Raw genomic sequence first — 22,778 nt, 5'->3', positions numbered from 1 at the left:
CCTGCATGAATGATAAAAATAATCCCCATCACCCGCATCTTGTTGTTATTGGTGGTGGCTCAGCTGGAATTGGCGTCATCGCAAGTATTAAGAAACGCATTAAAAACATCAAAATAACGCTAATTGAGCCAAAGGAAGAACATGATTATCAACCTGCCTGGACACTGGTGGGTGCCGGATTATTTTCCGCTGAAAAAACCCGAAAACGCATGAGTGACGTTATTCCGTCGGGCGTGAACTGGATTCAAGATGCCGTGACGCATGTTTCACCTGATCTGAAATATATTGAAACAGCGACAGCCCAAAAAATAGGTTACGACTATCTTATTATCGCCAGCGGTCTGATGCTGCGTTGGGATAAAATCAAGGGCCTGAGTGAAACCCTGGGCCGCAACGGCGTAACGTCAAACTACCGATACGATTTGGCGCGCTATACATGGGAACTGGTGCAAAACCTGAAGCAGGGAAAAGCCATTTTTACCCAGCCAGGGATGCCGATAAAGTGCGCGGGTGCGCCGCAGAAGGCGCTCTATCTCTCCGCCGATTACTGGCTGCGACGGGACCGTCTGGCACAGATCAACATTCAGTTCTGCCTGGCAGGTCAGGTCGTTTTTGGCGTGCCCGAATTTGTTCCGCCGCTGAAGGCCTATCTGGAGAAATATCAGGCGCAGGTCAATTTTGGACATACGCTTACTGCCGTTGATGGAATCAATAAGCAGGCGACGTTTACTCTCACCGATCCCGACGGCAGCACGCGTGACGTCACCCTGCCGTTCGATATGCTCCATGTTGTCCCGCCTCAGGCTGCGCCAGACTTTATTGCCGAAAGCGGTCTGGCGGATGCTGCTGGCTGGTGTGATGTCGATAAAGAAACGCTGCAGCACAGCCGCTGGCCCGATATTTTTGCTTTGGGCGATTGCTGCTCAACGCCGAACGCCAAGACGGCCGCAGCGGCGCGTAAACAGATCGTGGTCGTGGCCGAAAACCTGAGGCAGGTCGTTAACGGGGCGATCCCGCAAACGCGTTACGATGGCTACGGTTCGTGTCCGCTCACCGTGGAGAAAGGCAAAGTCGTGCTGGCCGAGTTTGGTTATGGCAACCGCCTGCTGCCGACCTTTCCGCTCCATTCAGCCCGTCCCAGCCGCGCAGGATGGTGGCTAAAGGCCTGGTTTTTACCGCGCTTTTATTGGGCTGGTATGCTGCGCGGTATTGAGTGGTTGGCCAAAAGTAAACCCCTGTAGAGAAGGCCGTTCAGGGGCGAACGTATAAAGCGCCCCGCGACTGCTGTTCAATAATGTAGGTTATGGCGGCGGGCACGACGCAAAAGTGGGATGGCAGCATGCTGACGTCAATATTTTGTGCCCGGAGGGCGTTATTGCAGAGTAACAGCGTCACGCTCGGCGCATTCTTAAGGGCATCTGAAATCGTCCTGCCAGTCACATCACCTGCCGCGTCGCCATTAAAAACGATGGCGATATCCCCGTCAAAATCCTCTTCTTTAAGCAGATTGCCAGCATTAGCCAGGGCGTGAGCAATGCGATTTTTATCAGGTACATGCAAAATGATTTTCATTCTGGGCCTCAGGTTGTTATCGCGACGGGCGAAAAACGAATGGCTCAGAATAAAACAGCGTGAGGATCGGATAAATGTGATGAGTGAAAGAAAATATGTCGTCGACGATGGTTTCTAAAAAAAGAAAAATAGCGGCTCTGATAAATTCGAAATTGCTGTGTGCGTCTTTTTTTAAAAAAAAGGGGGATTCCCCTTTTAATAGCTAATTATTTTTTCAAATTTTCAGGGAAATTGGCAGGTAATTCACTCGCCGCGCAGGCTATCACGTCATCGTTATTTTTTCCCGCATCGTGGACAAAGGTGATAGTCGCGAACTCATCAATGACTTCTATTGGATAAGTCGGGCCGGCATCGCGGTACTGCGCCATTTCGTCCAGATGATCGTTCTGGAAGCAGACGGTGCGTTCAGGATTATTCATGACCCAGCGCGGGAAGAAGATGGTGCCATGAAACAGCTTGTCGCCCAGGTTGGCAATCAGGCTGACACTGGTGCCGGTCGGTTCAGTCCAGGACACTTTATAGATGTCTTCACCGACGCAGACAATATAGACATGCTGGTCTTTCACCCAGCGGTTGCCCACCATGCCGCTATGAATACGGTAATCGACGGTGTCTTCGTTTTTAATATACAGCTCGTAATTCCAGCCATTGTCATAGGTATAAACCAGATGTTTACCGATGAAACCGTCAAGATTGTGTTTGTCGAATTTGCTCATTATTTGTTCTCCTCTGTGGTTGAAACCAGCTTACCCATTCACTTTGTGAATTAAAAACGCTAATTTATGATGAAATTGATTCAAAAATTGGATTGGTTATGCATAAAACCACACTGGAGCAGTGGAGCCTGTTGGACAAGGTGGTGCGAGAGGGCAGTTTTGCCAGAGCGGCGAGTCTGACCAACCGCAGTCAGTCATCCGTCAGCTATAACCTTGCTATGTTGCAGCAGCGCATAGGGATTACGCTGTTACATGCAGAGGGGCGCAAGGCGGTGCTGACGCCCGCAGGCGAGTTGCTGCTGGCGCAGGTGCGCCCGCTACTGAAAGCTTTTCATTCACTGGAGGCGTTTGCGGGATCAATACGCAGCGGCGTCAGAACAAAGCTGGATCTGGTGGTTGACAGCATCTTTCCGCGTCGACAACTGTTTTCCGTCCTTAAGGCGTTTCAGCAATGCCATCCTCATACTCAGATCAACCTGACCGAGGTGCTGGAAACCAACACCGATTACGCCGAGGCCGACGTGATGGTGGTGACCCAGCGCCAGGATATGGCCGGGCGGGGAGAGTGGTTGATGAATGTGGATTTCGTCGCCGTGGCGCACTGCGACCATCCCTTGCATCAGCATGGCGGCATCCTGGATGAAGAACGGTTGGCACAGTATCCGCTGATTCGCATTGCCGACCGGGAACATTTTACCGTGCAGGATGAGAGCAGCAATGGCGATTACTGGTCGTTTTCGACTATTGAGGCGGCGGTAGAGGCGGTGGTGCACCAGGTGGGTTATGGCTGGATCCCCTTCGAGCGCATCGAACATGAACTGGCGCAGGGAACACTAAAAATATTGCCCTTACAGCACGGCGTTCGTCGTGCCACCCCGCTGCACTTACTGATTAAGAAAGACATCCTGACGCTGGATCCACAAATTGTTACCCTGCTCGATCTGCTGAAAAACGCCACCCGTTCGTGACAGAGGGATCGCGATGAGGAACGCGTCTTCAGGGGCTATTTGTCACCGTTCAACGCAAGGCGCAGGGCATCCAGCGAATCTGGCGCGTGCGGATATCCGTTTTTTACCTCGTGAACGTCCCAGGACATTGCACCCTCAAGGCAGAAATCGCCTGCACACTGCAACGCGAGGTCTTCATCTAACAGCCCAATCGGTAGCCAGATCAGGGGGCGGCCGCGCAACAGGTTCGGCACCGTCGAGCCACAGTGCCTGCAGAAGTCATTACGGTATCCCTGCGGGCGACGCCAACTGCTAATATCGGCTTCACCGGCCAGCCAGCTAAACTGATCGGCATGAACCAGCGTGGCCAGGTTATGGCCGGTACCGGTCTGACGGCGGCACAGCGAACAGTGACAGCGGTAAAAATGGCTGGGTTGTTGAGCCAGCTTAAAAACGACCGTTCCGCATAAACAACGTCCAGAAATCATCCTTGTTTCCCTGAATGCGCCAACCCAAAGGCGGTGTTTAGTGTGCCCGCTTTTTGGCCCAGTAAGCCATAAAGTTAATCGCGTCGCGATCGACGCCGCGCTCCCCTATCAGGTGGCGGCGTAATAGCTTCACCACGGTCGATTCGGCCGCTACCCAACCGTAAAATTCCGTGTTGCGGCCCTGAGCACGGTCCCACAGCAATTCGCCTTCTGCCTCTTCCTGCACGTCCTGCTGGCGGCCGCCATCGGGAACGTTAACCCGGGATTTTATTGCCTCAACCAGGCATTCCCCGTGTGAAGCAAATGCAGGTTTTCGCGGCAACCAGACGATGTCGGCAAAGGTATAGGCGTGCAGATCGACGCAATCTTCCGCATCCGGGACTTCAAAAAAGGCCTGAACCCGAGGCGGGTTTTCCTGTCGGGACAGTCTTTCCAGAATGCCTTTCGCCGCGGGTAATGCGGTTTCATCGGCAATCAGTAACGCATTACGCAGCGCATCCGGCGGCGTCCATTCATATCCGCCGCTGTCAGATTCACAGGCCGCATTGGGCGCAACGATCACCAGGCTGTCACCCGGTTCAGCATTGATCGCCCAGGCCGATGCCGGGCCTTCCGTACCGTGGCTGACAAACTCAATCGTCAACTCCTGGCGCTCAGGATCGAGATGACGCAGCGTATAGGTGCGCAACAGCGGACGCTTCTCTTTTGGCAGCGACAGAATGGTCTGGTACCACTCGCCATCATCGGGAAGCGCAGGCATGCTGCCATCTTCCGCCGGCAGCAAAATTTTGATCCGCTGATCGGGCGCGTCAGACTTCATCTGCGCCACGTCAGGCCCGTTGAACACCAGGCTCAGCATTGAGGGAGAAAGATGACGCTTGCGTGCCAGTTTTACGTCAAACAGGCGGTAGCTATGGGCTTCAGCCATCGTCGTTCCTTTTGGTTAATGAGCCGATAAGGTTGAGCGGCGACGTGCACGCCAGATCACACCTGACATCGCCACGAACAGCAGGGCAGCGCTGAATGCGGCAGCGATCAGCGCCGTTTCGCCCTGTGATTGCGACACCAGGGGAACCAGCAGCGCGCACAATCCGTAGCCTAAGGTATGGCTGGTGGCTATCCACCCGGCACCGGCACCGTCTGCCAGCCTGTCATTTAGCAGCAGCTGATAAGCCGGCGTACCCAGTGCAGCACCAAACGAAAGCAGGGCACAGCCGGTGTAAAACAGCCAGAGCGGTGTGCTCAGCATCATCGCCAGACCCAGAGACATCAACAGCCCTGCGCTCAGCAACAGCGCAAGCGGCGTCAGTAACTGTGGTCGCAGTACCATAAACTGGGCGCCCAGTGAGGCGATGGCCGCCACGCTCAGCAGCCAGGCAACCTGATGGCTGATTGCGGCGGTATCACCGCTAAACTGTCTGGCCAGTGCCGGGGATAAGCCCAACTGCATCAGGCTCACCGTGGCCGCCAGCAGCAGAGCGCACAGCAGATAGGGCAGACAATCGATGCGCAGGCGGGCATTCCTGCGCGCCACCGCAGGCTGTGGCTCGGTACCGCGCAACGGCAACAACATAGCCAGCGCCAGCAACGGCGCAACGACCAGTAACACCAGCGGTGCCATCGGATGAATAACTAACATTCCGGCAGCGCACAGCGGGCCAAACAGCCTGCCGCAGCTCAGACCGGAGCTGATGGTCGCCAGCGCCGTCATGCGCTTGCCTTCACCGGCACGGTTTAGCGCCCAGACCTGGCACGCCGGAACCATCGCCGATACCATCAGGCCATAAATCACCCGGGCAATAATTAATATACCTAATCCAATCGGAGCACTGACCGCCCGCGTGGAAAGAAGTGCGCAGCCCATAGCGAGTAGCAAAAAACTTGCGCCATAACCGGCCAGTGACCACAGCACGACCGGTTTGCTGCCGAGACGCGCAATCTGTTTTCCCCACCACGGCGATGAGGGCAAAAACAGCATAGAGCCGAGCGTTAACAATCCCGCCCAGACCGAAAGACTTAAACTGGTCTGCGCAACCAGCATCGGGATAGCCACCAGCAAACCATTCTGTCCGACGCCCAGCAGTCCGGCGCTTAATGCTAAAGGCCAGTTAGGTAAGGCTTTTTGTGGCGTAGCGGTCAGTTCAAGAGATGTCACAATGTTGCTAACCCGTATCTTTGTTGTATGTATTTGTAAAATTTATTCCGCCAATTCTAACAATTGTCGTTGATAATGAGAACTGTTATCGGCAGAATTCGCATTATCATAACGCCTGGAAATTGTTTGATAATGATTCAATCGACGCACAATGGATCCTGGGATGTGGCCGCACAGTGCTTCCTGAATTCCCTGATCCGTGAAACCAAGGACTGGCGACTCAGCCAGGGTGAACCCGCCGAGTTAGTGATTCCGTTGGCGGAAGAAAAGGCCCTACACTTTAAGGTGGCTTACTTTTCTCCTACCCAGCATCACCGTTTTGCCTTCCCGGCCCGGCTGGTCACTCACCGTGGCAGCGAGACGGTGACGTTCGCCACCGTTGCCAGACTGATTGTCGATAAACTGCAACATCAGCAACAGCTGCCCGCTCCCGGCTGTGAGGCGTTTTACCAGCGCGTGATGGAAAGCCATGCGCATACCGCTGAGGCAACGGCTGCCCGCCACGACTGGCGAAGCCTGCGTGAGAAAGCCCTGAACTTTGCCGAAGCAGAGCAGGCCCTGCTGGTCGGGCACGCCTTCCATCCGGCACCCAAATCACATGAACCTTTTACGCAGCAGCAGGCCGAACGTTACCTGCCTGATTTTGCGCCACATTTTCCGTTACGCTGGTTTGCGGTGGATAAAGACCATCTGGCGGGTGACAGCCTGCAGCTGACGTTGCAGCAGCGCCTGACGCGCTTTGCGGCAGAAAACGCGCCGCAGTTACTGCATGCGCTAACCGATCGGCAATGGCTGTTCCCGCTCCATCCCTGGCAGGCGGACTATCTGCTCCAGCAGACCTGGTGTCAGCAACTGGTGGAAAAAGGCCTGGTTACTGACCTGGGTGAAGCCGGTGCGCCCTGGCTGCCCACCACCTCATCGCGTTCGCTGTACTGCGCGACCAGCCGCGACATGATCAAGTTTTCCCTGAGCGTGCGGCTGACAAACTCCGTCCGCACCCTGTCGGTCAAAGAGGTCAAACGCGGCATGCGGTTGGCGCGTCTGGCGCAGACCGACCGCTGGCAGGACATGCAGGCACGCTTCCCGGCGTTTCGCGTGATGCAGGAAGATGGCTGGGCCGGACTGCGCGATGCGCAGGGCACGATTATGGAAGAGAGCCTGTTCGCACTGCGTGAAAACCTGATTGTCGACAGGCCGCAGAGCCAGACCAACGTGCTGGTTTCCCTGACGCAGTCCGCGCCGGACGGCGGCGACTCACTGCTGTCTGCCGCAGTAAAGCGCCTGAGCCAGCGCCTGCACATCAGCGAAAAACAGGCTGCGCATGCCTGGGTCGACGCTTACTGTCAGCAGGTGCTGAAGCCCCTGTTCACCGCCGAAGCCGATTACGGCCTGGTGCTGTTAGCCCATCAGCAAAATATCCTGGTGGAAATGGAGCAGGACCTGCCGGTTGGCCTGATTTATCGCGACTGCCAGGGCAGCGCCTTTATGCCTCACGCCGCAGGCTGGCTGGACATGATTGGCGAAGCGCAGGCGGAAAACGTCTTTAGTCGCGAGCAGCTGCTGCGCTACTTCCCCTATTACCTGTTAGTGAATTCTACCTTTGCCGTCACGGCGGCACTGGGCGCGGCGGGCATGGACAGTGAAACCCATTTGATGGCGCGGGTACGCGATGCGTTAAGTGCGCTACGTAACGAGGTCACGCACAAGGGCTGCCTGGATTACGTGCTGGAAAGCCCGCACTGGAACGTCAAGGGCAACTTCTTCTGTTACCTGCACGATCACAATGAAAACACCATCGTCGATCCGTCGGTGATCTACTTCGACTTCATCAACCCACTGCTGTCTCAGGAGCGCTAAATGTCTCAGGCAACGATTGTTCAAAGCGGCCACGGCCTGCGTTGCGAAAAGTCAGGAAAAACCCTGAATCTGGGTTGGGGACAGGACAACAGTGCGGTGCTGCATTTTGCCGGTCCACTGCCCGAAGGCTGGCTGCGTGACGCGCTGGATCAGATGTTTATCGCTGCCCCGCAGCTTTCTGCCGTGGTGCTGCCCTTCGCAGAGTGGCGTGAAGAGCCTCAGGCGCTGGCGCTGTTTGCGGCCCTGAAAAGCGATATCGTCCACCGCGAGACGTTCTGGCAACTGCCGCTGTGGTTGTCTGCGCCTCGTCAGCAGGCCTCCGGCGAGATGGTATTTGATGCCGAACGTGAGATCTATTTTCCCCAGCGCCCAGCGCGACCTGATGGCGAAGTGTATCGCCGTTACGATCCGCGCGTACGGCGCACGCTGAGCTTCCGCGTGGCCGATCCTGCCCGGGATGCCGAAGCGTTTACCCGCTGGATGAACGATCCGCGCGTGGATTACTTCTGGGAGCAGAGCGGATCGCTGGCCACTCAGACCGCCTATCTTGAACGCCAGCTCGGCAGCAGCTATGCCTTTCCGCTGATTGGCTGTTTTGATGACGAGCCCTTCAGCTACTTTGAAATTTACTGGGCGGCGGAAGATCGTATCGGGCGGCACTACAGCTGGCAGCCGTACGATCGCGGTTTGCATCTGCTGGTGGGGGAGCCGCAGTGGCGCGGGCCGCACTTTGTGCAGAGCTGGCTGCGCGGCATCAGCCACTATCTGCTGCTGGATAATCCGCAAACTCAGCGCCTGGTGCTGGAACCACGGGCGGATAATCAGCGCCTGTTTCGTCACCTTGAACCCGCGGGCTATACCACCATGAAAGAGTTCGACTTTCCGCACAAGCGCTCTCGCCTGGTGATGACCCAGCGCGCCCGTTTCTTCAGCGAGGTGGGCCTGTGATGAATTCGCACGCATGGGAAACCGTTAACCGTCAGCTGGTGGCAAAAATGCTGGCCGAGCTGGAGTACGAGCAGGTCTTTCAGGCTCAGCCGCAGGGCGACAACCGTTACTGCATCAGTCTGCCGGGTGCCGAATGGCAGTTCACCGCCGAGCGGGGCATCTGGGGCTGGTTATGGATAGATGCACAAAGCCTGCGCTGTGCGGATGAGCCGATACTGGCCCAGACGCTGCTGTGCCAGCTACAGCCGGTGCTGTCGATGAGTGATGCCACGGTGGCGGAACATATGCAGGATCTCTATGCCACGCTGCGCGGCGATCTTCAGCTTATGCAGGCACGTCAGGGCATGAGTGCCGATGCGCTGATTGATATGGATGCCGACCGCCTGCAGTGCCTGCTCAGCGGGCACCCTAAGTTTGCCTTTAATAAAGGCCGTCGCGGATGGGGACAAGAGGCGCTGGCGCGCTACGCACCCGAATATATGAATACCTTCCGCCTGCACTGGCTGGCGGTAAAGCGTGATCATATGGTCTGGCGCTGCGACAGCGAGCTGGACATCCAGCAGTTGTTGCAGGCCGCGATGGACAGCGCCGAATATACGCGTTTCACCGAGGCCTGGCAGGCGCAGGGGCTGGACGACAGCTGGCTGCCTTTGCCGGTGCATCCCTGGCAGTGGCAGCAAAAAATCGCGCTCGATTTTGTCGCGGATCTGGCCACGGGCAATATGCTGTCGCTGGGTGAATTCGGCGATCGCTGGCTGGCGCAACAGTCACTGCGCACCTTGACCAACGCCAGCCGTCAGGGCGGGCTGGATATCAAACTGCCGCTTACCATTTACAACACCTCCTGCTATCGCGGTATTCCGGGCAAATATATCGCGGCGGGCCCGCTGGCCTCCCGCTGGTTACAAAACGTCTTTGCCACCGACACGACGCTGCAGCAGAGCGGGGCGGTGATCCTGGGCGAGCCGGCCGCCGGTTATGTTTCCCATCGCGGCTACGGCGCGTTGCCCGAAGCCCCCTATCGCTACCAGGAAATGCTGGGCGTGATCTGGCGTGAAAATCCGTCGCGCTGGCTGCACGCGGACGAAACGCCAATTCTGATGGCCACGCTGATGGAGTGCGATGAAAACAACCAGCCGCTTATCGGCGCCTACATTGCCCGCTCGGGCCTGAGCGCCGAGGCCTGGTTAAGTCAGATGTTCCGCGTGGCCGTGGTGCCGCTGTATCACCTGCTGTGCCGTTATGGCGTGGCGCTGATCGCACACGGGCAAAATATTACGCTGGCGATGAAAGACGGCGTACCCCAGCGCGTATTGCTGAAAGATTTTCAGGGCGATATGCGTCTGGTAAAGGACGATTTTCCGGAGATGGACTCTCTGCCTCAGGACGTCCGCGATGTGACGGCACGCCTGAGTGCTGACTATTTGATTCATGATTTGCAGACTGGCCATTTTGTCACGGTCCTGCGTTTTATTTCGCCGTTAATGGCGCGCCTTGGCGTTCCGGAACGACGTTTTTACCAACTGCTTGCCGCAGTGTTGAGCGACTATATGCAGGACCATCCGCAACTGTCGGCGCGTTTTGCGCTTTTCTCACTCTTCAAGCCACAAATCATTCGTGTCGTGCTGAACCCGGTAAAACTCACCTGGCCCGATCAGGACGGCGGAAGCCGTATGTTGCCCAATTACCTGGAAAATCTGCAAAACCCGCTGTGGCTGGTTACCAAGGACTGAATCATGACAAACACTGTTGATTTTATTGGCGTTGGCATTGGCCCGTTTAACCTGAGTATCGCGGCGCTGGCACACGAAGCTGAAGGCTTTACCAGCCAGTTTTTAGACAGTCGCCCAGATTTTGCCTGGCATCCCGGTATGCTGGTGCCTGACTGCCATATGCAGACCTCGTTTTTAAAAGATCTGGTCTCCGCGGTCGCGCCTACCAGCCCGTTCAGCTTTGTGAACTATCTGGTGAAGCGTAAAAAGTTTTACCGCTTTATGACCACCGAATTGCGCACCGTTTCAAGGGATGAGTTTTCCGACTATCTGCGCTGGGCTGCCGAGGGCATGAACAACCTGCGCTTTAATCACACGGTGGAACGCATCGATTTTGATGAGGCCAATAAACGCTTTGTGATTCACAGTAACGGCGGGGAAAGCTATGCCCGCAACATCTGTCTGGGTATTGGCAAGCAGCCCTACCTGCCGCCCTGCGTAAACCGCATCAGCGCCACCTGTTTCCACGCCAGCGAAATGAGCCTGCGTAAACCCGACCTGCGCGGCAAGCGTGTGGCGGTGATTGGCGGCGGTCAGAGTGGTGCCGATCTGTTCCTCAACGCCTTCCGGGGTGAATGGGGCGAACCGGCTGAGGTCAGTTGGGTGTCGCGCCGCAACAATTTTAACGCCCTGGATGAGGCCGCTTTTGCCAACGAGTACTTCACGCCAGAATACGTTTCCAGCTTTGTCGGTCTGAACGAGGCTGCCCGACAGAAAATGCTGGCTGAACAGAAGATGACCTCGGACGGCATCACGGCAGATTCCCTGCTGACGATTTATCGCGAGCTGTATCATCGCTTTGAAGTGCAGCGTCAGCCGCGCAATGCGCACCTGCTGCCGAGCCGCTCGGTCATTGAACTCAACAGTCATCACCAGGGCTGGCAGCTTCAGTTGCAGCATCAGCTTGACCAGGGCTACGACCTTATCGAATGCGATGTGGTGATTTTCGCCACCGGCTACCGGCCTGCGCTGCCAGAACTGCTCTCCCCCCTGATGAGCCGCCTGACCATGAAAGATGAGTGCACGTTCAGCGTGCGTGAGGACTTCACGCTTGAGTGGAACGGGCCAAAAGAAAATAACATCTTTGCGGTGAACGCCAGTATGCAAACCCACGGTATCGCGGAGCCTCAGCTCAGCCTGATGGCATGGCGATCCGCCCGTATTCTGAATCGCGCACTGGGGCGCGATTTGTTCGATCTCAGCACGCCGCCCGCCCTGATCCAGTGGCGCAGCGTCAGCCGGGAAAAACCGCAGCATGGCGCTGCGTCCACTAAAAACTATACCGAGTCCTTGGGGTAAGCCTTAACCTCGCACGCAGGAACGATAATGAAGACTAAAAACAAGAATATCTGGCTGCTTAATCCGCTGCTGTTAGCCATGATGGCGCCCGCGGTCGCACAGCAAACCAGTGAAAATGACATGGTGGTTTCGGCCAGCCGTACGCACCGTACGGTGGCAGAAATGGCTCAAACCACCTGGGTGATTGAGGGGGCCGAACTGGAGCAACAAGTCCAGGGCGGCAAAGAGTTTAAAGATGCGCTGGCGCAGCTGGTGCCGGGCCTGGACGTCAGTAGCCAGGGCCGAACCAACTACGGCATGAATATGCGCGGCCGCGCGATTGTGGTGCTGGTGGACGGCGTTCGCCTGAATTCTTCGCGCACAGACAGCCGCCAGCTGGATTCGATCGATCCCTTTAACATCGATCACATCGAGGTGATCTCCGGTTCAACCTCGCTGTACGGCGGGGGCAGCACCGGTGGTCTGATCAATATCGTCACCAAAAAAGGCCAGCCGGGCACCCAGTTTGAGTTTGAAACCGGCACCAAAACCGGGTTTAACAACAGTAAAGATCACGATGAGCGCGTGGCGGGCGCAATCTCGGGCGGCAATGACCGCGCCTCGGGACGGTTGTCGGTGGCCTACCAGAAGTTTGGCGGCTGGTATGACGGCAACGGCGATTCTGTTTTGCTCGATAACACCCAGACGGGCCTGCAATACTCCGATCGTCTGGATGTGATGGGCACCGGCACGCTTGAGATTGACGATCACCAGCAGTTGCAGCTGGTGACGCAATACTACAAGAGCCAGGGCGATGACGATTATGGCCTCTATCTTGGCCGAAACTTTTCGGCGGTAACCGGTAACGGTAACGCCTACACCAGTAAAGGACTGAACTCAGACCGTATTCCCGGCACCGAGCGCCACCTGGTCAGTCTGCAGTACTCTAATACCGATTTCCTGGGTCAGGAGCTGGTGGGTCAGGTCTACTACCGTGATGAATCTCTGGCGTTTTATCCCTTCCCAACGGTGTCCGGCGGGCGGGTGACCAGCCTCTCTTCCTCTAAACAGGATACTGATCAGTACGGCGGCAAGCTGGCAATCACCAGTAAACCGCTCGACAACCTGCAGCTGACCTACGGTGTTGATGCCGATCATGAACGTTTTAGTTCCAATCAGATGTTCTTTGATCTGGCACAGTCGGCCGCCTCGGGTGGCCTGAACAACCAGAGCATTTACACCACCGGACGCTATCCGGGTTATGACATTACTAACCTGGCGGCTTTCCTGCAGTCCAGCTACGACATCAACGATACCTTCACCTTGAGTGGCGGCGTTCGTTATCAGTACACCGAAAACAAGGTGGACGACTTTGTCGGCTATGCCCAGCAGCAGGCGATTGCTAATGGCACGGCGCGTTCGGCCGATGCGATTCCAGGCGGCTCAACGGATTATGACAACGTCCTGTACAACGCCGGTATCCTGATGCATATCACCGAGCGGCAGCAGGCATGGTTCAACTTCTCGCAAGGCGTTGAACTGCCGGATCCGGGCAAGTATTACGGCAACGGCACCTATCGTCTGCAAAACGGCAACTACCAGTTGTTGAACAGCGTTAATGTCGATCAGTCGAAGCTTCAGGGCATCAAAGTCGATTCTTACGAGCTGGGCTGGCGTTACACCGGTAATGACCTGCGCACGCAGTTAGCAGCCTACTATTCGCTGTCAGACAAATCGATTTCGGTCAACCGCAGCGATATGACCATTAACGTGGACGATGACAAGCGCCGTATTTATGGCGTGGAAGGTGCGGTGGATTACTTTATCCCCGATACCAACTGGAGCACCGGCGTCAACTTCAACCTGGTCAAGTCTGAAACCAAAAAAGATGGCGGCTGGAAGAAGTGGGATGTCATTTATGCCAGTCCATCGAAAGCCACCGCCTATGTTGGCTGGTCGCCGGATCCCTGGAGCCTGCGCCTGCAAAGCACGCAGTCGTTTGACCTGACCGATAACGGCGGCAACAAAATTGACGGTTATACCACCGTTGATTTTATCGGCAGCTACCAGTTGCCGGTGGGCAAGCTGAGCTTTAGCGTCGAGAACCTGCTGGATCGCGACTACACCACGGTGTGGGGACAGCGTGCGCCGCTGTTCTACAGCCCGACCTATGGCTCGCCGTCGCTGTATCAGTACAAAGGCCGGGGTCGCACCTTTGGGCTGAACTATTCGGTACTGTTTTAAGTCTTCATTCTTGCCCGGTGTGACGCCGGGCAAGCCTCACTCAATCTCACTTTTTCCTCCTGTCGCCGCTAAACACGCTGTGCCGTTACACAATGTAAACAATACCTAAACGAATACGCTCAGTTTTGTCAGGTACATGCCGATAGTCTTTATGTGCGTACATTTAATGCACAAAGCATTTTCGTTTTAACGACCAGGCGGAACAAAAAATGACCATTACACAGCGACTTTTCCTGACCTTCTCCCTCCTTGCCGCCTCACTGGCTGTTCTGGCTATGGTGGCGATCACGGTGGTAACAGGATTTCAATCACGCTTCGATTACGTGCAGAGAAATACAATTCCTTCTATTACCGATCTTAATAAGCTTGTCGATAGCAGCAATGCCCTGACACTGCTGCTTTATCGCCATCAAAGTGCGACCGATCAACGCAAGCAGGCCCAGTTTGAGAAAGATATCGCTGGCGTGATTGCGGATCTGAAAAAGCAAAACCAGTATTACTTTGATCACGACCTTTCCAGTGCTGAAGACAAGGCCCTGAGCGAAAAAGCCTTTGCGGAGATAAAAGAAGCGGAAGCCAGGCTGCCGACCTTTTTTGCCGGGTCACGGGCACAAAATGATGCTATCGCGTTGGGCGCGATCCAGGGAGACAGTGGTGTGGGTCAGTCTGTTCGCGATCTGATAGCGGGGTTAAAGCGACAGCTGCAACTGAATGTGGACATTGGCAAAACCTACAGCCAGCAAAACAATCAGGTTTATCAACAAACCTTGTGGGGCATGTCCGGCGGTTCGCTGCTGATTATCCTGCTGCTTGGCGCGTTTTCGGTGAAAACCATCTTCAGCATCCGTCGTCAGCTCAACGCGATTCGTGCCACCATGGAAAGCGCCAGCGAACGTCTTGATCTGACGCTGCGCGCAGATGAGTCGCGTCGCGACGAAATTGGCTTAACGGCCAGCGCTTATAATCATCTGGTCAGCAATGTGGCGCAGTCGTTGTCGTCCGTTGAACAGGCATCCCACTCTGTCGGCTCTGCCTCATCCCAGATTTCAGCCGGCAACGACGATCTCTCGGCGCGTACCGAAGAGCAGGCAGCGTCGCTGGAGGAAACGGCGGCCAGTATGTCTGAACTGAGCGAAACCGTGCGTCAGACGGCTGAAAATACCCGCCTTGCCAGCCAGCTGTCCAAAAATGCGCGTGAAATCTCGGAAGACAGCTCGGGCAAAGTCAAAACCATGCTGAGCACCATGTCCGATATCAAAAGCAGTTCAGCGAAAATCAACGACATTATTGCATTGATTGAAGGCGTTGCCTTCCAGACCAACATCCTGGCGCTGAATGCGGCCGTTGAAGCCGCCCGTGCCGGTGAGCAGGGACGCGGTTTTGCCGTGGTCGCCGGAGAGGTGCGTAATCTGGCACAGCGCTCTTCTTCTTCTGCCCGTGAGATCAAAGCACTGATCGAGTCCTCCATGCGCTACGTTGAAACCGGTGCCGCTCAGGCTGAAGAAGTCGGACAAAATATGGGCCGGATGAACGATGCCGTGCGTCAGGTAAACGATCTGGTCGATGAGATTGCGGTGGCGGCAAGCGAACAGTCGCAGGGCATTGGTCAGGTACATGAAGCGGTTAATCAGATGGACAGCGTAACCCAACAAAACGCCGCACTGGTGGAGCAGGCTTCTGCCGCTGCGCGTTCGTTAACGGAGCAGTCCACCACGCTGCAACAGCTGGTGGCCGCCTTTACCATCCGTTCAGCTCAGGTTGTCGCCGCTAAGCCGCCTTTAGCCGCCGTGACGGCCGCGCCCGTGCTGAAGCGTCCACAGCTTGCGGCGGCAGGTGCAGGTGCGCAGGAAGATAACTGGCAGAGTTTCTGATCGTGGCGAAGCAGTGGCCCGGGCGGCCGCTGCTTTTAAAGGGTTACGAACTTCTGTGCAGCGTCAACGGCGTTGATAACCAGCGGGCAACGCGTTTGCCTGCCTTAATGGCGGGTTTTTCAATCCAGAAAAACATCACGGAGGCCAGCGCCACACTGATGCTAATGGAGAGGATGAAAATCATCAGATTGTCCGTCCAGGCTTTATCCGCCAGGCTGTTCATCAGCAATATCATCATCGGATAGTGGATGAGATAGAGCGAATACGAGATATCGCCAAAGAAGATCAGCGTGCGGTTATGACCACTTTCCGTGCGGTAACCCAGCATCACCGTGATGCTCATAATGGCCGCCGCCAGCCAGAAACCGCCATGCAGGCCAAACGGCTGCGGCCCAATCATCAGCGCTGTCGCAAACGCCAGTACCAGCCCCACCTGCAGTATTCTGCGCATCTGAGGATTCAGCTCAGGGAGCTTTTGTCTGACGATTAATTCAGCCAGCATCATCCCTAAGATAAACTCCATGCAGATGGTATTGCTGATAAGTTTGATCCACGCCTGCCACCAGTGCGTCACCGCCATATCAGGCGAAACCTGAGAGGAAAAGGTAAAACTGCCGTTGTAATACAGCTGAAAGCCCACGCTGGAGGCGAGGAAAATCAGTGCACACAGGAAGCTACGGTAGCGATAGTTTATGCACATCGCCACGGTGAACACGGCGTAGAACAGGATCTCATAGGAAAGCGTCCACGGCGGACCTAATGCGCTGAATCCAAAGGTCGGCCCGGGGCTGCTGTAATCCTGCAGGCAGAAGTAGAGCGCACAGGACATATCCTGAAGCGAACGGTCGTGATAAACCACCACGAACGAGAGCAGCCAAACCACAAAGAAGACCGGCCAGATGCGGAAAAAGCGTTTCACCATGAACGACGTCGGCGCTTCGTTAAACTGATGCGTAATAAAAGTCATGATGAAGCCGCTGATAATAAAGAATACGTCCACGCCCAGCGCGCCGGGGATGTGCCGGGTCCAGTGACTTTCTAACAGCGATGAGTTGTGCGCCAGCACCACAAGTAGCGCAGCCAGGCCGCGCAGATACTGGATTGAGACGATTTTCATGAGCGTTACAGGCCTGTCAGTTTACTCAATCACGGCGTTCGCCTGAACGAACCGGTTAGGGTTAAGCGTAGGCCGTATTGTAAAAATGCCTTAACGATTATCAACCGCCATTTAGCAGCCAGGAAAAAAGGGTTTTGCCTGATAGCCTAATTTTGCCGAAAAATGGCGACGATCGACGGAGTTAGGCGCACAGGATCAGAAGTGCGCCGTTGGGATTTCAGAGGGTTCTTAAACAAATATGATGACTTGAGGGGATACAGGCACTACGCGGACGCGCGCGGAAAGACGCTCCCGCCCATGGCGCGCCGGAAGATCTCAATCGTCCACATCCACAGAATATGCCCCAACGTCTCCGAGGCGATTTCCGCTAACGGCAGGTGCCACAAGGGCGGTGCCCAGCCGTTCATCGGCAAGATCACGCCGTGAAAGCCCAGGGTAATGAGCAGGGCAAACGCTACGCCCTGGCCCAGCGTAACGACCGGGAGGATCTCGGCCATGGCGCAGTAGAGCAGGGCGAAGACGATTGAGAACAGGTGGTGAACCCCGGCAATGCCCCAGTTCACCACGTGACCGGAATAATGATAGACCAGGTTGCTGACGTTGATCCCCATATCCTGCAGCATCTCCGCAGGGGGAATCGCCCTGTCAGGCGTTCTGGGCGGAAACGGATTCTCCGTTCCCCATTTTACGAAGCTGGCAACGTTGCCGCCCCAAAACCCCGCCCAAAGCGCCGGACCATAATGCCGGTCGGCAGGGGACGTCAGACGAAACGACCTGTTCATAGTTAACCGCTCCTGCTGAGTAAGATAACCACTGTGGATTACTGCCCGTAATAGGCATTTGCTCCATGCTTTCTGAGAAAGTGCTTGTCCAGTAAGGGCTGTTGCATGTGGGTAATACCGGGCGTCAGCTGGCGGGAGAAAATGCCCATATAGGCGATCTCTTCCAGCACCACCGCATTGTGGACCGCATTATCGGCGTCTTTTCCCCAGGCAAAGGGCCCGTGCGCGTTAACCAGCACGGCAGGAATAGCGGTCGGGCTGATGCCGCGCGTGCGGAAGGTTTCAATAATCACTTCGCCGGTATTGTGTTCATAGTCGTGGGCTATTTCGGCCTCCGTCATCAGCCGGGTGCAGGGTATGGCCCCGTAAAAGTAGTCGGCATGGGTTGTGCCCCAGGCGGGCAGATCCTGACCGGCCTGCGCCCAGATGGTGGCGTGGCGCGAATGGGTATGCACAATGCCGCCAATATTCGCAAAGGCGCGGTAGAGCGCCAGGTGCGTCGCGGTATCCGACGAGGGTTTTTTACTGCCTTCCACCACCCGTCCGCTTTCCAGTTCCACGACCACGATGTCGTCCACCGTCATGCCGTCGTACGCCACGCCGGAGGGTTTGATGGCCATCAGCCCCTGCGCGCGATCGACAGCGCTGACGTTGCCCCAGGTAAAGGTCACCAGCTGATGGCGCGGCAGCGCCAGGTTGGCGGCCAGCACCTGCTCTTTCATGGCGGCTATGCTCATACTAAACCTCCTTCCTGCATTTTCTGTTCAATCCAGCGCCGGGCCTGCACGATCTCGGCAACCGGCTCCTCGGCTTTTTCCGTCCACATTTCAATCAGGAACGATCCGCGATAGTTCAGCGCCTTAAGCGTGCGGAATACGCCGACAAAGTCCACGCAGCCCTGACCAAAGGGGACGTCCCGAAACTGGCCCGGCGAGCTTGCGGTCACGGGTTGGGTATCCTTTAAATGAATCGCGGCGATGCGATCAATACCCAGGGTCAGTTCGGCGGTGACATCATTGCCCCAGGCGCTGAGATTGCCCACGTCCGGATAAACGGAAAACCATGGAGAAGCCTGCTGCTGCTCCCAGACTTTCCACTTGCTGATAGCGTTCATAAACTCGGTATCCATGATCTCAACCGCCAGCATCACCTGCGCCGCGGCGGCGCGTTGCACCGCACGTGACAAGCCTTCGGCAAAGCGCGCTACGGTGCCATCATCGTGAGGTTCGTAATAGACGTCGTAACCGGCAAGCTGAATCGTGCGGATCCCCACGTCCTTTGCCAGTTGGATGGCGCGATCGATCAGATCGTCTGCCCGCTGGCGGATCGCCGGATCGTGACTGCCAAACGGAAAGCGGCGATGCGCCGACAGGCACATGGAGGGAATGGTCACGCCGGTTTCAATCATGGCGTTGACCAGCGACAGGCGCTGCTCTTTGCTCCAGGTCAGGCGCTCCAGCCGCACGTCGGTTTCGTCTACCGACATTTCCACAAAATCAAAGCCACAGGCTTTTGCCAGCGCCAGTCGTTCAGGCCAGGTGAGGTTAGCGGGCAGGGCTTTCTCGTAAATACCTAACGGATGCTGGCGTTTCATACTGTTCCCCAAATGCTGGCAATGGCCTGATGGAATTCCGCTGCGCGTTGAATGCCGCTGGCGGGATCGCTGAGGGCGCGCCCGGCGATAAACGCTTTCACGTCAACGTCTTTAAATTGCGCAAGATCCTGAGGCGTAATGCCGCCCGTGATGGAGAGCGCAAAACCCAAATCCGACAGGGCTTTCATGGTATCCAGGTCATGCTGATTCCATTGCTGCCCGCTGGCCTGGGCATCCCGCCCCCGATGGTAAATGGCCTGTTTCAGCCCCAGTTGCCGCCAGCGGCGGGCATCGTCCAGCGTCCAGTGACCAAACAGTTCGATTTGAATATCGCCCTGGTGCTGCTGTGCCACGTCCAGCGCGCTGGCAAACGTCGCCAAGGGTGCGGCACAGATGACCGTCATCCAGCTTGCGCCCGCCGTGAAGGCCATGTCTGCCAGCGTGCCGCCGGCATCCGCCACTTTATAGTCGGCCACCAGGGTCTCTTGCGGATGCTGCTGGCGCAGACGGCGCACGGCTTCGACTCCGCAGCTCAGGCACAGCAACGTACCGGCTTCGATGATATCGACATGCTGATGCAGCTGCTGTGCGGTCTCCAGCGCCGCATCCAGCGCGGTATGATCCAGCGCCAGCTGGAGTAAAGGCAGGCTCATAAGGGGGCTCCTTGTGCGTCACTCAGGACGCGGATCAGATGCTGATAACGCTGATACTTCTGCTGATAACGGGCATGCCGTGTGCTGTCCGGTAGCCAGGTGACGATATCCGGCGCCAGGGCCTGCTGGGCCTGCTGCAGCGAGGTGTAAGCACCGGTGCCGGTCAACGCCACCAGCGCCGCGCCCAGACAGCCGCTTTCGCTGATCTGCGGCACTTCAACGCGCAGGCCGCTGGCATCGGCAAACATCTGCATCCAGGGCGCGGAGCGCGTAGGGCCGCCGCTCAGACGCAGGGCAGTGACCTGAGGAAAGCGTTGCAGAATGCGGTTGAGATGCGTCAGGTGGGAGAACACCACGCCTTCGTAGATGGCCTGCACCAGGTGGGCACGCGTATGGCCCGCCTGCAGACCAAAGAAACTGCCGTGCAGGTCGGCCCCGGCGTTGGTGCCGTACAGAAAAGGCAGAAACAGCAGCGCGCTGCTGGCAGGCTCCAGCTCCTCGACCCACTGATTTAATTGTTGGTAGTCGCGGATGCCCCACTGCTCACAGAACCACTCCAGGTTTGCCGCCGATGTCGGGCTGGCTTCGTGGATAAGATACTGGCCTTCAATGGCATAGCGACCGTAAACGTAGGGATAGTCTGCTTCATCGCTAATGCAGTCGGTAATGCCGCTGGTCACCGACCAGGTGCCCATCACCGCGTTCAGGCGCGTTGCGTCATTCAGTCCCGCACACAGCGCGGTGGACATCACGTCAAACAGGCCCCCGACCACAGGCGTGCCGGGCAGCAAACCGCATGCGGCGGCAGCCTGCGCGGTCACATAGCCGGCAATCTGCGTTGATGCCACAATCGGGGGCAACGCCGGCACGATCTCGCTGATATCCAGCATCTCAGCCAGCGCGGGCGACCAGTCTGCCGCCTGCATGTCGTACAGATTGGATTCAGAGATGTTAGTTTCTTCACAGGCCAGCTCGCCGGTCAGACAGAAACGCAGGTAGTCGTGGGCCATCAGTACGCTGCCGATTGCGGCGTAGCGCTGCGGCTGATGCTGCTTTAGCCAGCGCAGGAGCGACACCGGATGACCGGTCCAGAGCGTCTGTCGGGTGAGAGGATAGAGTTTTTGCGGCATGCCTTCCCGCTGCCACTGTTGCACCAGGCTCAGGGCGCGACGATCGGAGGATAAGATGCCATTTCCCAGAGGATTGCGATCTTTATCCAGCAGAAACAGCCCTTTACCCTGAGCAGAGATGCCTAATCCAGCGACGTCGGCGGCATCCTGACCGCTGCGGGTCAGTACTTCGCGAATGACCGCTGCCGCCTGCTGCCAGAGCAGCGTCATATCGCGTTCGGCATAACCCGGCTCTGGTACCTGTACCGGCAGGTTTTGCCGCGCAACGGCCAGCTCGCGGCCCTGCCTGTCGTAGAGTCCGGCTTTAATAAAGGTGCCGCCGCAGTCCAGTCCCAGCCAGCGTTTCATAACGCCTCCCGTTTCGCAGAATCACAGCGGGCAGGCAGGGTCATTGCCAGCAGCGCAGCCAGCGCCAGCGAAATGGCAAGGCTGTAAACCCCGGCATCTTTGCTGTAGAACGCAATCAGCACGCCGACCATGTAAGGCCCACAGAAGCCGCCAAGGTTGCCCAGTGCGTTGATCAGGCCGCGTGCCCCGCCCGCGACCTCGGCATTGAACAGGCGCGGCGGAATACTCCAGAACACGCCCGCTGCAGACTGAATAAACACGCCACAGCCCACCAGCGCCGCGTAGGACCACCAGATATGCGCTTTTAGCAACACCGACAGCGCCATGCATAGCGCAAAACCTGCCAGTGGCAGCGCCACAAACAGCTTGCGCCGCCCGGTTGCATCCGAAAGAACAGAAAACAGAAACATGCCGAAGATCGCCCCGACGTAGGGAAGTATGGCCAGCATACCAACCTGCTCGACATTGCCGTGGGTCAGCTCTTTAAGAATGGTGGGCAACCACAGGGTGTAGCCGTAAATGCCGGTCTGATAAAAGAAATTGACCAGAATCAGCCGCCACATCACGGGCTCGTGCATGACCTTAAGCAGAGAAGCGTTGCGCACATTCTGCCCTTTGATCATCAGTTGCTCGTTGTGCAGGGTCGTAATCAGATACTGCTTTTCAGCCGGAGAAATCCACTTCGCCTCCTGCGGCCGGTTGCTGATGGTGAAATGCCACAGGGCCATGACGACCAGCGATAACACGCCTTCCACATAAAACAGCATGCGCCAGTCCCAGCCGGTAATGATCCAGCCGGAGAGCGGCGCGGTAATGATCCCGGCGATCGGGACAAACATGATCACAATGGCATTGGCGCGGCCGCGCTCGGCATCCGGGAACCAGTTGCCGATCATCGTCAGCACCACCGGCAGCATGCCGCCTTCGGCGATCCCTAACGCAAAGCGCAGTGCCAGCAGCTGGTACTGACTGGTTGCCATGCCGGTCAGTATCGAAATGACTGCCCAGGCCAGCAGCGACCAGCCAATAAAGCGTTTGCCGTTACCGTAGACGGCCAGCTTGCCGCCCGGCACCTGCAAAAACAGGTAACCAATGAAGAAAATACCGCCCGCCAGACCGGCCATTGAGGCGCTGATGCCCAGTTCGGCGTCCATTCCGCCCGGCATGGCAAAGGCAATATTAACCCGATCCATATAGGAAATGATGCAGGTGATCAGGACAGGCGGAATGATCCGTAACCAGCGCAGGGCAGGGATCTTTTCACGGTTAACGGCAGTTGATGTCAGACTCATGGCCTTTCTCCTTG

General features: G+C 56.7%; 20 protein-coding genes. 8 read left to right on the top strand and 12 right to left on the bottom strand.

Annotated elements, in window-relative coordinates; genetic code table 11:
• Nucleotides 1-5 precede the first annotated feature (5 nt).
• Nucleotides 6-1,241, top strand: a complete 1,236-nt coding sequence (locus NXS97_RS11485) for an FAD/NAD(P)-binding oxidoreductase (protein ID WP_116219980.1) — start codon at nucleotides 6-8, stop codon at nucleotides 1,239-1,241.
• 10 nt (nucleotides 1,242-1,251) lie between these two features.
• Here the strand turns inward: NXS97_RS11485 and NXS97_RS11480 are convergent, their stop codons facing one another.
• Nucleotides 1,252-1,572, bottom strand: a complete 321-nt coding sequence (locus NXS97_RS11480) for a hypothetical protein (RefSeq protein ID WP_042676986.1) — start codon at nucleotides 1,570-1,572, stop codon at nucleotides 1,252-1,254.
• A gap of 206 nt (nucleotides 1,573-1,778) precedes the next feature.
• Nucleotides 1,779-2,288, bottom strand: coding sequence for a phenolic acid decarboxylase (locus NXS97_RS11475; protein ID WP_015701223.1), 510 nt, complete (start codon nucleotides 2,286-2,288; stop codon nucleotides 1,779-1,781).
• Nucleotides 2,289-2,386: 98 nt separating this feature from the next.
• Here NXS97_RS11475 and NXS97_RS11470 point away from each other — a divergent pair, with 98 nt between their 5' ends.
• Complete coding sequence (locus tag NXS97_RS11470) at nucleotides 2,387-3,256, top strand: LysR family transcriptional regulator (RefSeq protein ID WP_013024245.1); 870 nt, start codon at nucleotides 2,387-2,389, stop codon at nucleotides 3,254-3,256.
• 35 nt (nucleotides 3,257-3,291) lie between these two features.
• Here NXS97_RS11470 and NXS97_RS11465 read toward each other — a convergent pair whose 3' ends face one another.
• The 3 genes from NXS97_RS11465 to NXS97_RS11455 are packed head-to-tail and all read right to left on the bottom strand — an operon-like array spanning nucleotide 3,292 to nucleotide 5,878.
• A complete protein-coding gene (locus tag NXS97_RS11465) occupies nucleotides 3,292-3,723 on the bottom strand; it encodes a GFA family protein (protein WP_116219981.1) in 432 nt (143 codons plus the stop codon).
• Nucleotides 3,724-3,760: 37 nt separating this feature from the next.
• Nucleotides 3,761-4,651, bottom strand: coding sequence for a siderophore-interacting protein (locus tag NXS97_RS11460; RefSeq protein ID WP_014595113.1), 891 nt, complete (start codon nucleotides 4,649-4,651; stop codon nucleotides 3,761-3,763).
• Nucleotides 4,652-4,666: 15 nt separating this feature from the next.
• Complete coding sequence (locus tag NXS97_RS11455; RefSeq protein WP_041930955.1) at nucleotides 4,667-5,878, bottom strand: MFS transporter; 1,212 nt, start codon at nucleotides 5,876-5,878, stop codon at nucleotides 4,667-4,669.
• A 132-nt stretch (nucleotides 5,879-6,010) separates the two neighbouring features.
• Here NXS97_RS11455 and iucA point away from each other — a divergent pair, with 132 nt between their 5' ends.
• The 6 genes from iucA (at nucleotide 6,011) to NXS97_RS11425 (ending at nucleotide 15,848) form a co-directional block, all read left to right on the top strand.
• The gene (gene iucA, locus NXS97_RS11450) at nucleotides 6,011-7,735 is read left to right on the top strand and encodes an aerobactin synthase IucA (protein ID WP_019105633.1); all 1,725 of its coding nucleotides are present in this window, start codon (nucleotides 6,011-6,013) and stop codon (nucleotides 7,733-7,735) included.
• Nucleotides 7,736-8,683: a GNAT family N-acetyltransferase gene (iucB, locus tag NXS97_RS11445; protein WP_116219982.1), complete on the top strand. Its 948-nt coding sequence runs from the start codon at nucleotides 7,736-7,738 to the stop codon at nucleotides 8,681-8,683.
• On the top strand, nucleotides 8,683-10,416 hold the full coding sequence (gene iucC, locus NXS97_RS11440) for an aerobactin synthase IucC (protein WP_116219983.1): 1,734 nt from the start codon (nucleotides 8,683-8,685) through the stop codon (nucleotides 10,414-10,416). The genes iucB and iucC overlap by 1 nt, the downstream gene beginning before the upstream one ends.
• A gap of 3 nt (nucleotides 10,417-10,419) precedes the next feature.
• Entirely contained in the window at nucleotides 10,420-11,754 is a 1,335-nt protein-coding gene (gene iucD, locus NXS97_RS11435) for an NADPH-dependent L-lysine N(6)-monooxygenase (protein ID WP_013024253.1), read from the top strand.
• Nucleotides 11,755-11,781: 27 nt separating this feature from the next.
• Entirely contained in the window at nucleotides 11,782-13,977 is a 2,196-nt protein-coding gene (locus tag NXS97_RS11430) for a TonB-dependent siderophore receptor (RefSeq protein ID WP_014595119.1), read from the top strand.
• Between the two features lie 209 nt (nucleotides 13,978-14,186).
• Nucleotides 14,187-15,848 carry a methyl-accepting chemotaxis protein gene (locus NXS97_RS11425; RefSeq protein WP_013024255.1) on the top strand — a complete coding sequence of 554 codons (1,662 nt, stop codon included), beginning with the start codon at nucleotides 14,187-14,189 and terminating at the stop codon, nucleotides 15,846-15,848.
• Between the two features lie 43 nt (nucleotides 15,849-15,891).
• Here the strand turns inward: NXS97_RS11425 and NXS97_RS11420 are convergent, their stop codons facing one another.
• The 7 genes from NXS97_RS11420 to NXS97_RS11390 all read right to left on the bottom strand — a co-directional run bounded on the left by NXS97_RS11420 (nucleotide 15,892) and on the right by NXS97_RS11390 (nucleotide 22,764).
• Entirely contained in the window at nucleotides 15,892-16,965 is a 1,074-nt protein-coding gene (locus tag NXS97_RS11420) for an acyltransferase (RefSeq protein ID WP_014606882.1), read from the bottom strand.
• A 263-nt stretch (nucleotides 16,966-17,228) separates the two neighbouring features.
• On the bottom strand, nucleotides 17,229-17,747 hold the full coding sequence (locus tag NXS97_RS11415) for a DUF1440 domain-containing protein (RefSeq protein ID WP_013024257.1): 519 nt from the start codon (nucleotides 17,745-17,747) through the stop codon (nucleotides 17,229-17,231).
• 38 nt (nucleotides 17,748-17,785) lie between these two features.
• Nucleotides 17,786-18,484 carry an L-ribulose-5-phosphate 4-epimerase gene (gene araD, locus NXS97_RS11410; protein ID WP_072136317.1) on the bottom strand — a complete coding sequence of 233 codons (699 nt, stop codon included), beginning with the start codon at nucleotides 18,482-18,484 and terminating at the stop codon, nucleotides 17,786-17,788.
• Nucleotides 18,481-19,341, bottom strand: a complete 861-nt coding sequence (locus NXS97_RS11405; RefSeq protein ID WP_014595123.1) for an L-ribulose-5-phosphate 3-epimerase — start codon at nucleotides 19,339-19,341, stop codon at nucleotides 18,481-18,483. The genes araD and NXS97_RS11405 overlap by 4 nt, the downstream gene beginning before the upstream one ends.
• Entirely contained in the window at nucleotides 19,338-19,994 is a 657-nt protein-coding gene (ulaD, locus tag NXS97_RS11400; RefSeq protein WP_116219985.1) for a 3-keto-L-gulonate-6-phosphate decarboxylase UlaD, read from the bottom strand. Before ulaD ends, NXS97_RS11405 begins: the two co-directional genes overlap by 4 nt.
• Nucleotides 19,991-21,472: an FGGY-family carbohydrate kinase gene (locus tag NXS97_RS11395; protein WP_013024261.1), complete on the bottom strand. Its 1,482-nt coding sequence runs from the start codon at nucleotides 21,470-21,472 to the stop codon at nucleotides 19,991-19,993. The genes ulaD and NXS97_RS11395 overlap by 4 nt, the downstream gene beginning before the upstream one ends.
• The gene (locus NXS97_RS11390) at nucleotides 21,469-22,764 is read right to left on the bottom strand and encodes an MFS transporter (protein ID WP_029569394.1); all 1,296 of its coding nucleotides are present in this window, start codon (nucleotides 22,762-22,764) and stop codon (nucleotides 21,469-21,471) included. Before NXS97_RS11390 ends, NXS97_RS11395 begins: the two co-directional genes overlap by 4 nt.
• Between the last annotated feature and the right edge of the window lie 14 nt (nucleotides 22,765-22,778).

This window comes from Pantoea sp. B623 (assembly GCF_024814475.1).
GTDB lineage: Bacteria > Pseudomonadota > Gammaproteobacteria > Enterobacterales > Enterobacteriaceae > Pantoea > Pantoea ananatis.
Note: the sequence above shows the minus strand (reverse complement) of the source record. Positions and strands in the feature narration are given on the sequence as shown.

Coding starts and splice junctions, on each gene's coding strand:
- NXS97_RS11485 (WP_116219980.1), top strand. CDS start 6: ATGAATGATAAAAATAATCCCCATCACCCGCATCTTGTTGTTATTGGT.
- NXS97_RS11480 (WP_042676986.1), bottom strand. CDS start 1,572: ATGAAAATCATTTTGCATGTACCTGATAAAAATCGCATTGCTCACGCC.
- NXS97_RS11475 (WP_015701223.1), bottom strand. CDS start 2,288: ATGAGCAAATTCGACAAACACAATCTTGACGGTTTCATCGGTAAACAT.
- NXS97_RS11470 (WP_013024245.1), top strand. CDS start 2,387: ATGCATAAAACCACACTGGAGCAGTGGAGCCTGTTGGACAAGGTGGTG.
- NXS97_RS11465 (WP_116219981.1), bottom strand. CDS start 3,723: ATGATTTCTGGACGTTGTTTATGCGGAACGGTCGTTTTTAAGCTGGCT.
- NXS97_RS11460 (WP_014595113.1), bottom strand. CDS start 4,651: ATGGCTGAAGCCCATAGCTACCGCCTGTTTGACGTAAAACTGGCACGC.
- iucA (WP_019105633.1), top strand. CDS start 6,011: ATGATTCAATCGACGCACAATGGATCCTGGGATGTGGCCGCACAGTGC.
- iucB (WP_116219982.1), top strand. CDS start 7,736: ATGTCTCAGGCAACGATTGTTCAAAGCGGCCACGGCCTGCGTTGCGAA.
- iucC (WP_116219983.1), top strand. CDS start 8,683: ATGAATTCGCACGCATGGGAAACCGTTAACCGTCAGCTGGTGGCAAAA.
- iucD (WP_013024253.1), top strand. CDS start 10,420: ATGACAAACACTGTTGATTTTATTGGCGTTGGCATTGGCCCGTTTAAC.
- NXS97_RS11430 (WP_014595119.1), top strand. CDS start 11,782: ATGAAGACTAAAAACAAGAATATCTGGCTGCTTAATCCGCTGCTGTTA.
- NXS97_RS11425 (WP_013024255.1), top strand. CDS start 14,187: ATGACCATTACACAGCGACTTTTCCTGACCTTCTCCCTCCTTGCCGCC.
- NXS97_RS11420 (WP_014606882.1), bottom strand. CDS start 16,965: ATGAAAATCGTCTCAATCCAGTATCTGCGCGGCCTGGCTGCGCTACTT.
- NXS97_RS11415 (WP_013024257.1), bottom strand. CDS start 17,747: ATGAACAGGTCGTTTCGTCTGACGTCCCCTGCCGACCGGCATTATGGT.
- araD (WP_072136317.1), bottom strand. CDS start 18,484: ATGAGCATAGCCGCCATGAAAGAGCAGGTGCTGGCCGCCAACCTGGCG.
- NXS97_RS11405 (WP_014595123.1), bottom strand. CDS start 19,341: ATGAAACGCCAGCATCCGTTAGGTATTTACGAGAAAGCCCTGCCCGCT.
- ulaD (WP_116219985.1), bottom strand. CDS start 19,994: ATGAGCCTGCCTTTACTCCAGCTGGCGCTGGATCATACCGCGCTGGAT.
- NXS97_RS11395 (WP_013024261.1), bottom strand. CDS start 21,472: ATGAAACGCTGGCTGGGACTGGACTGCGGCGGCACCTTTATTAAAGCC.
- NXS97_RS11390 (WP_029569394.1), bottom strand. CDS start 22,764: ATGAGTCTGACATCAACTGCCGTTAACCGTGAAAAGATCCCTGCCCTG.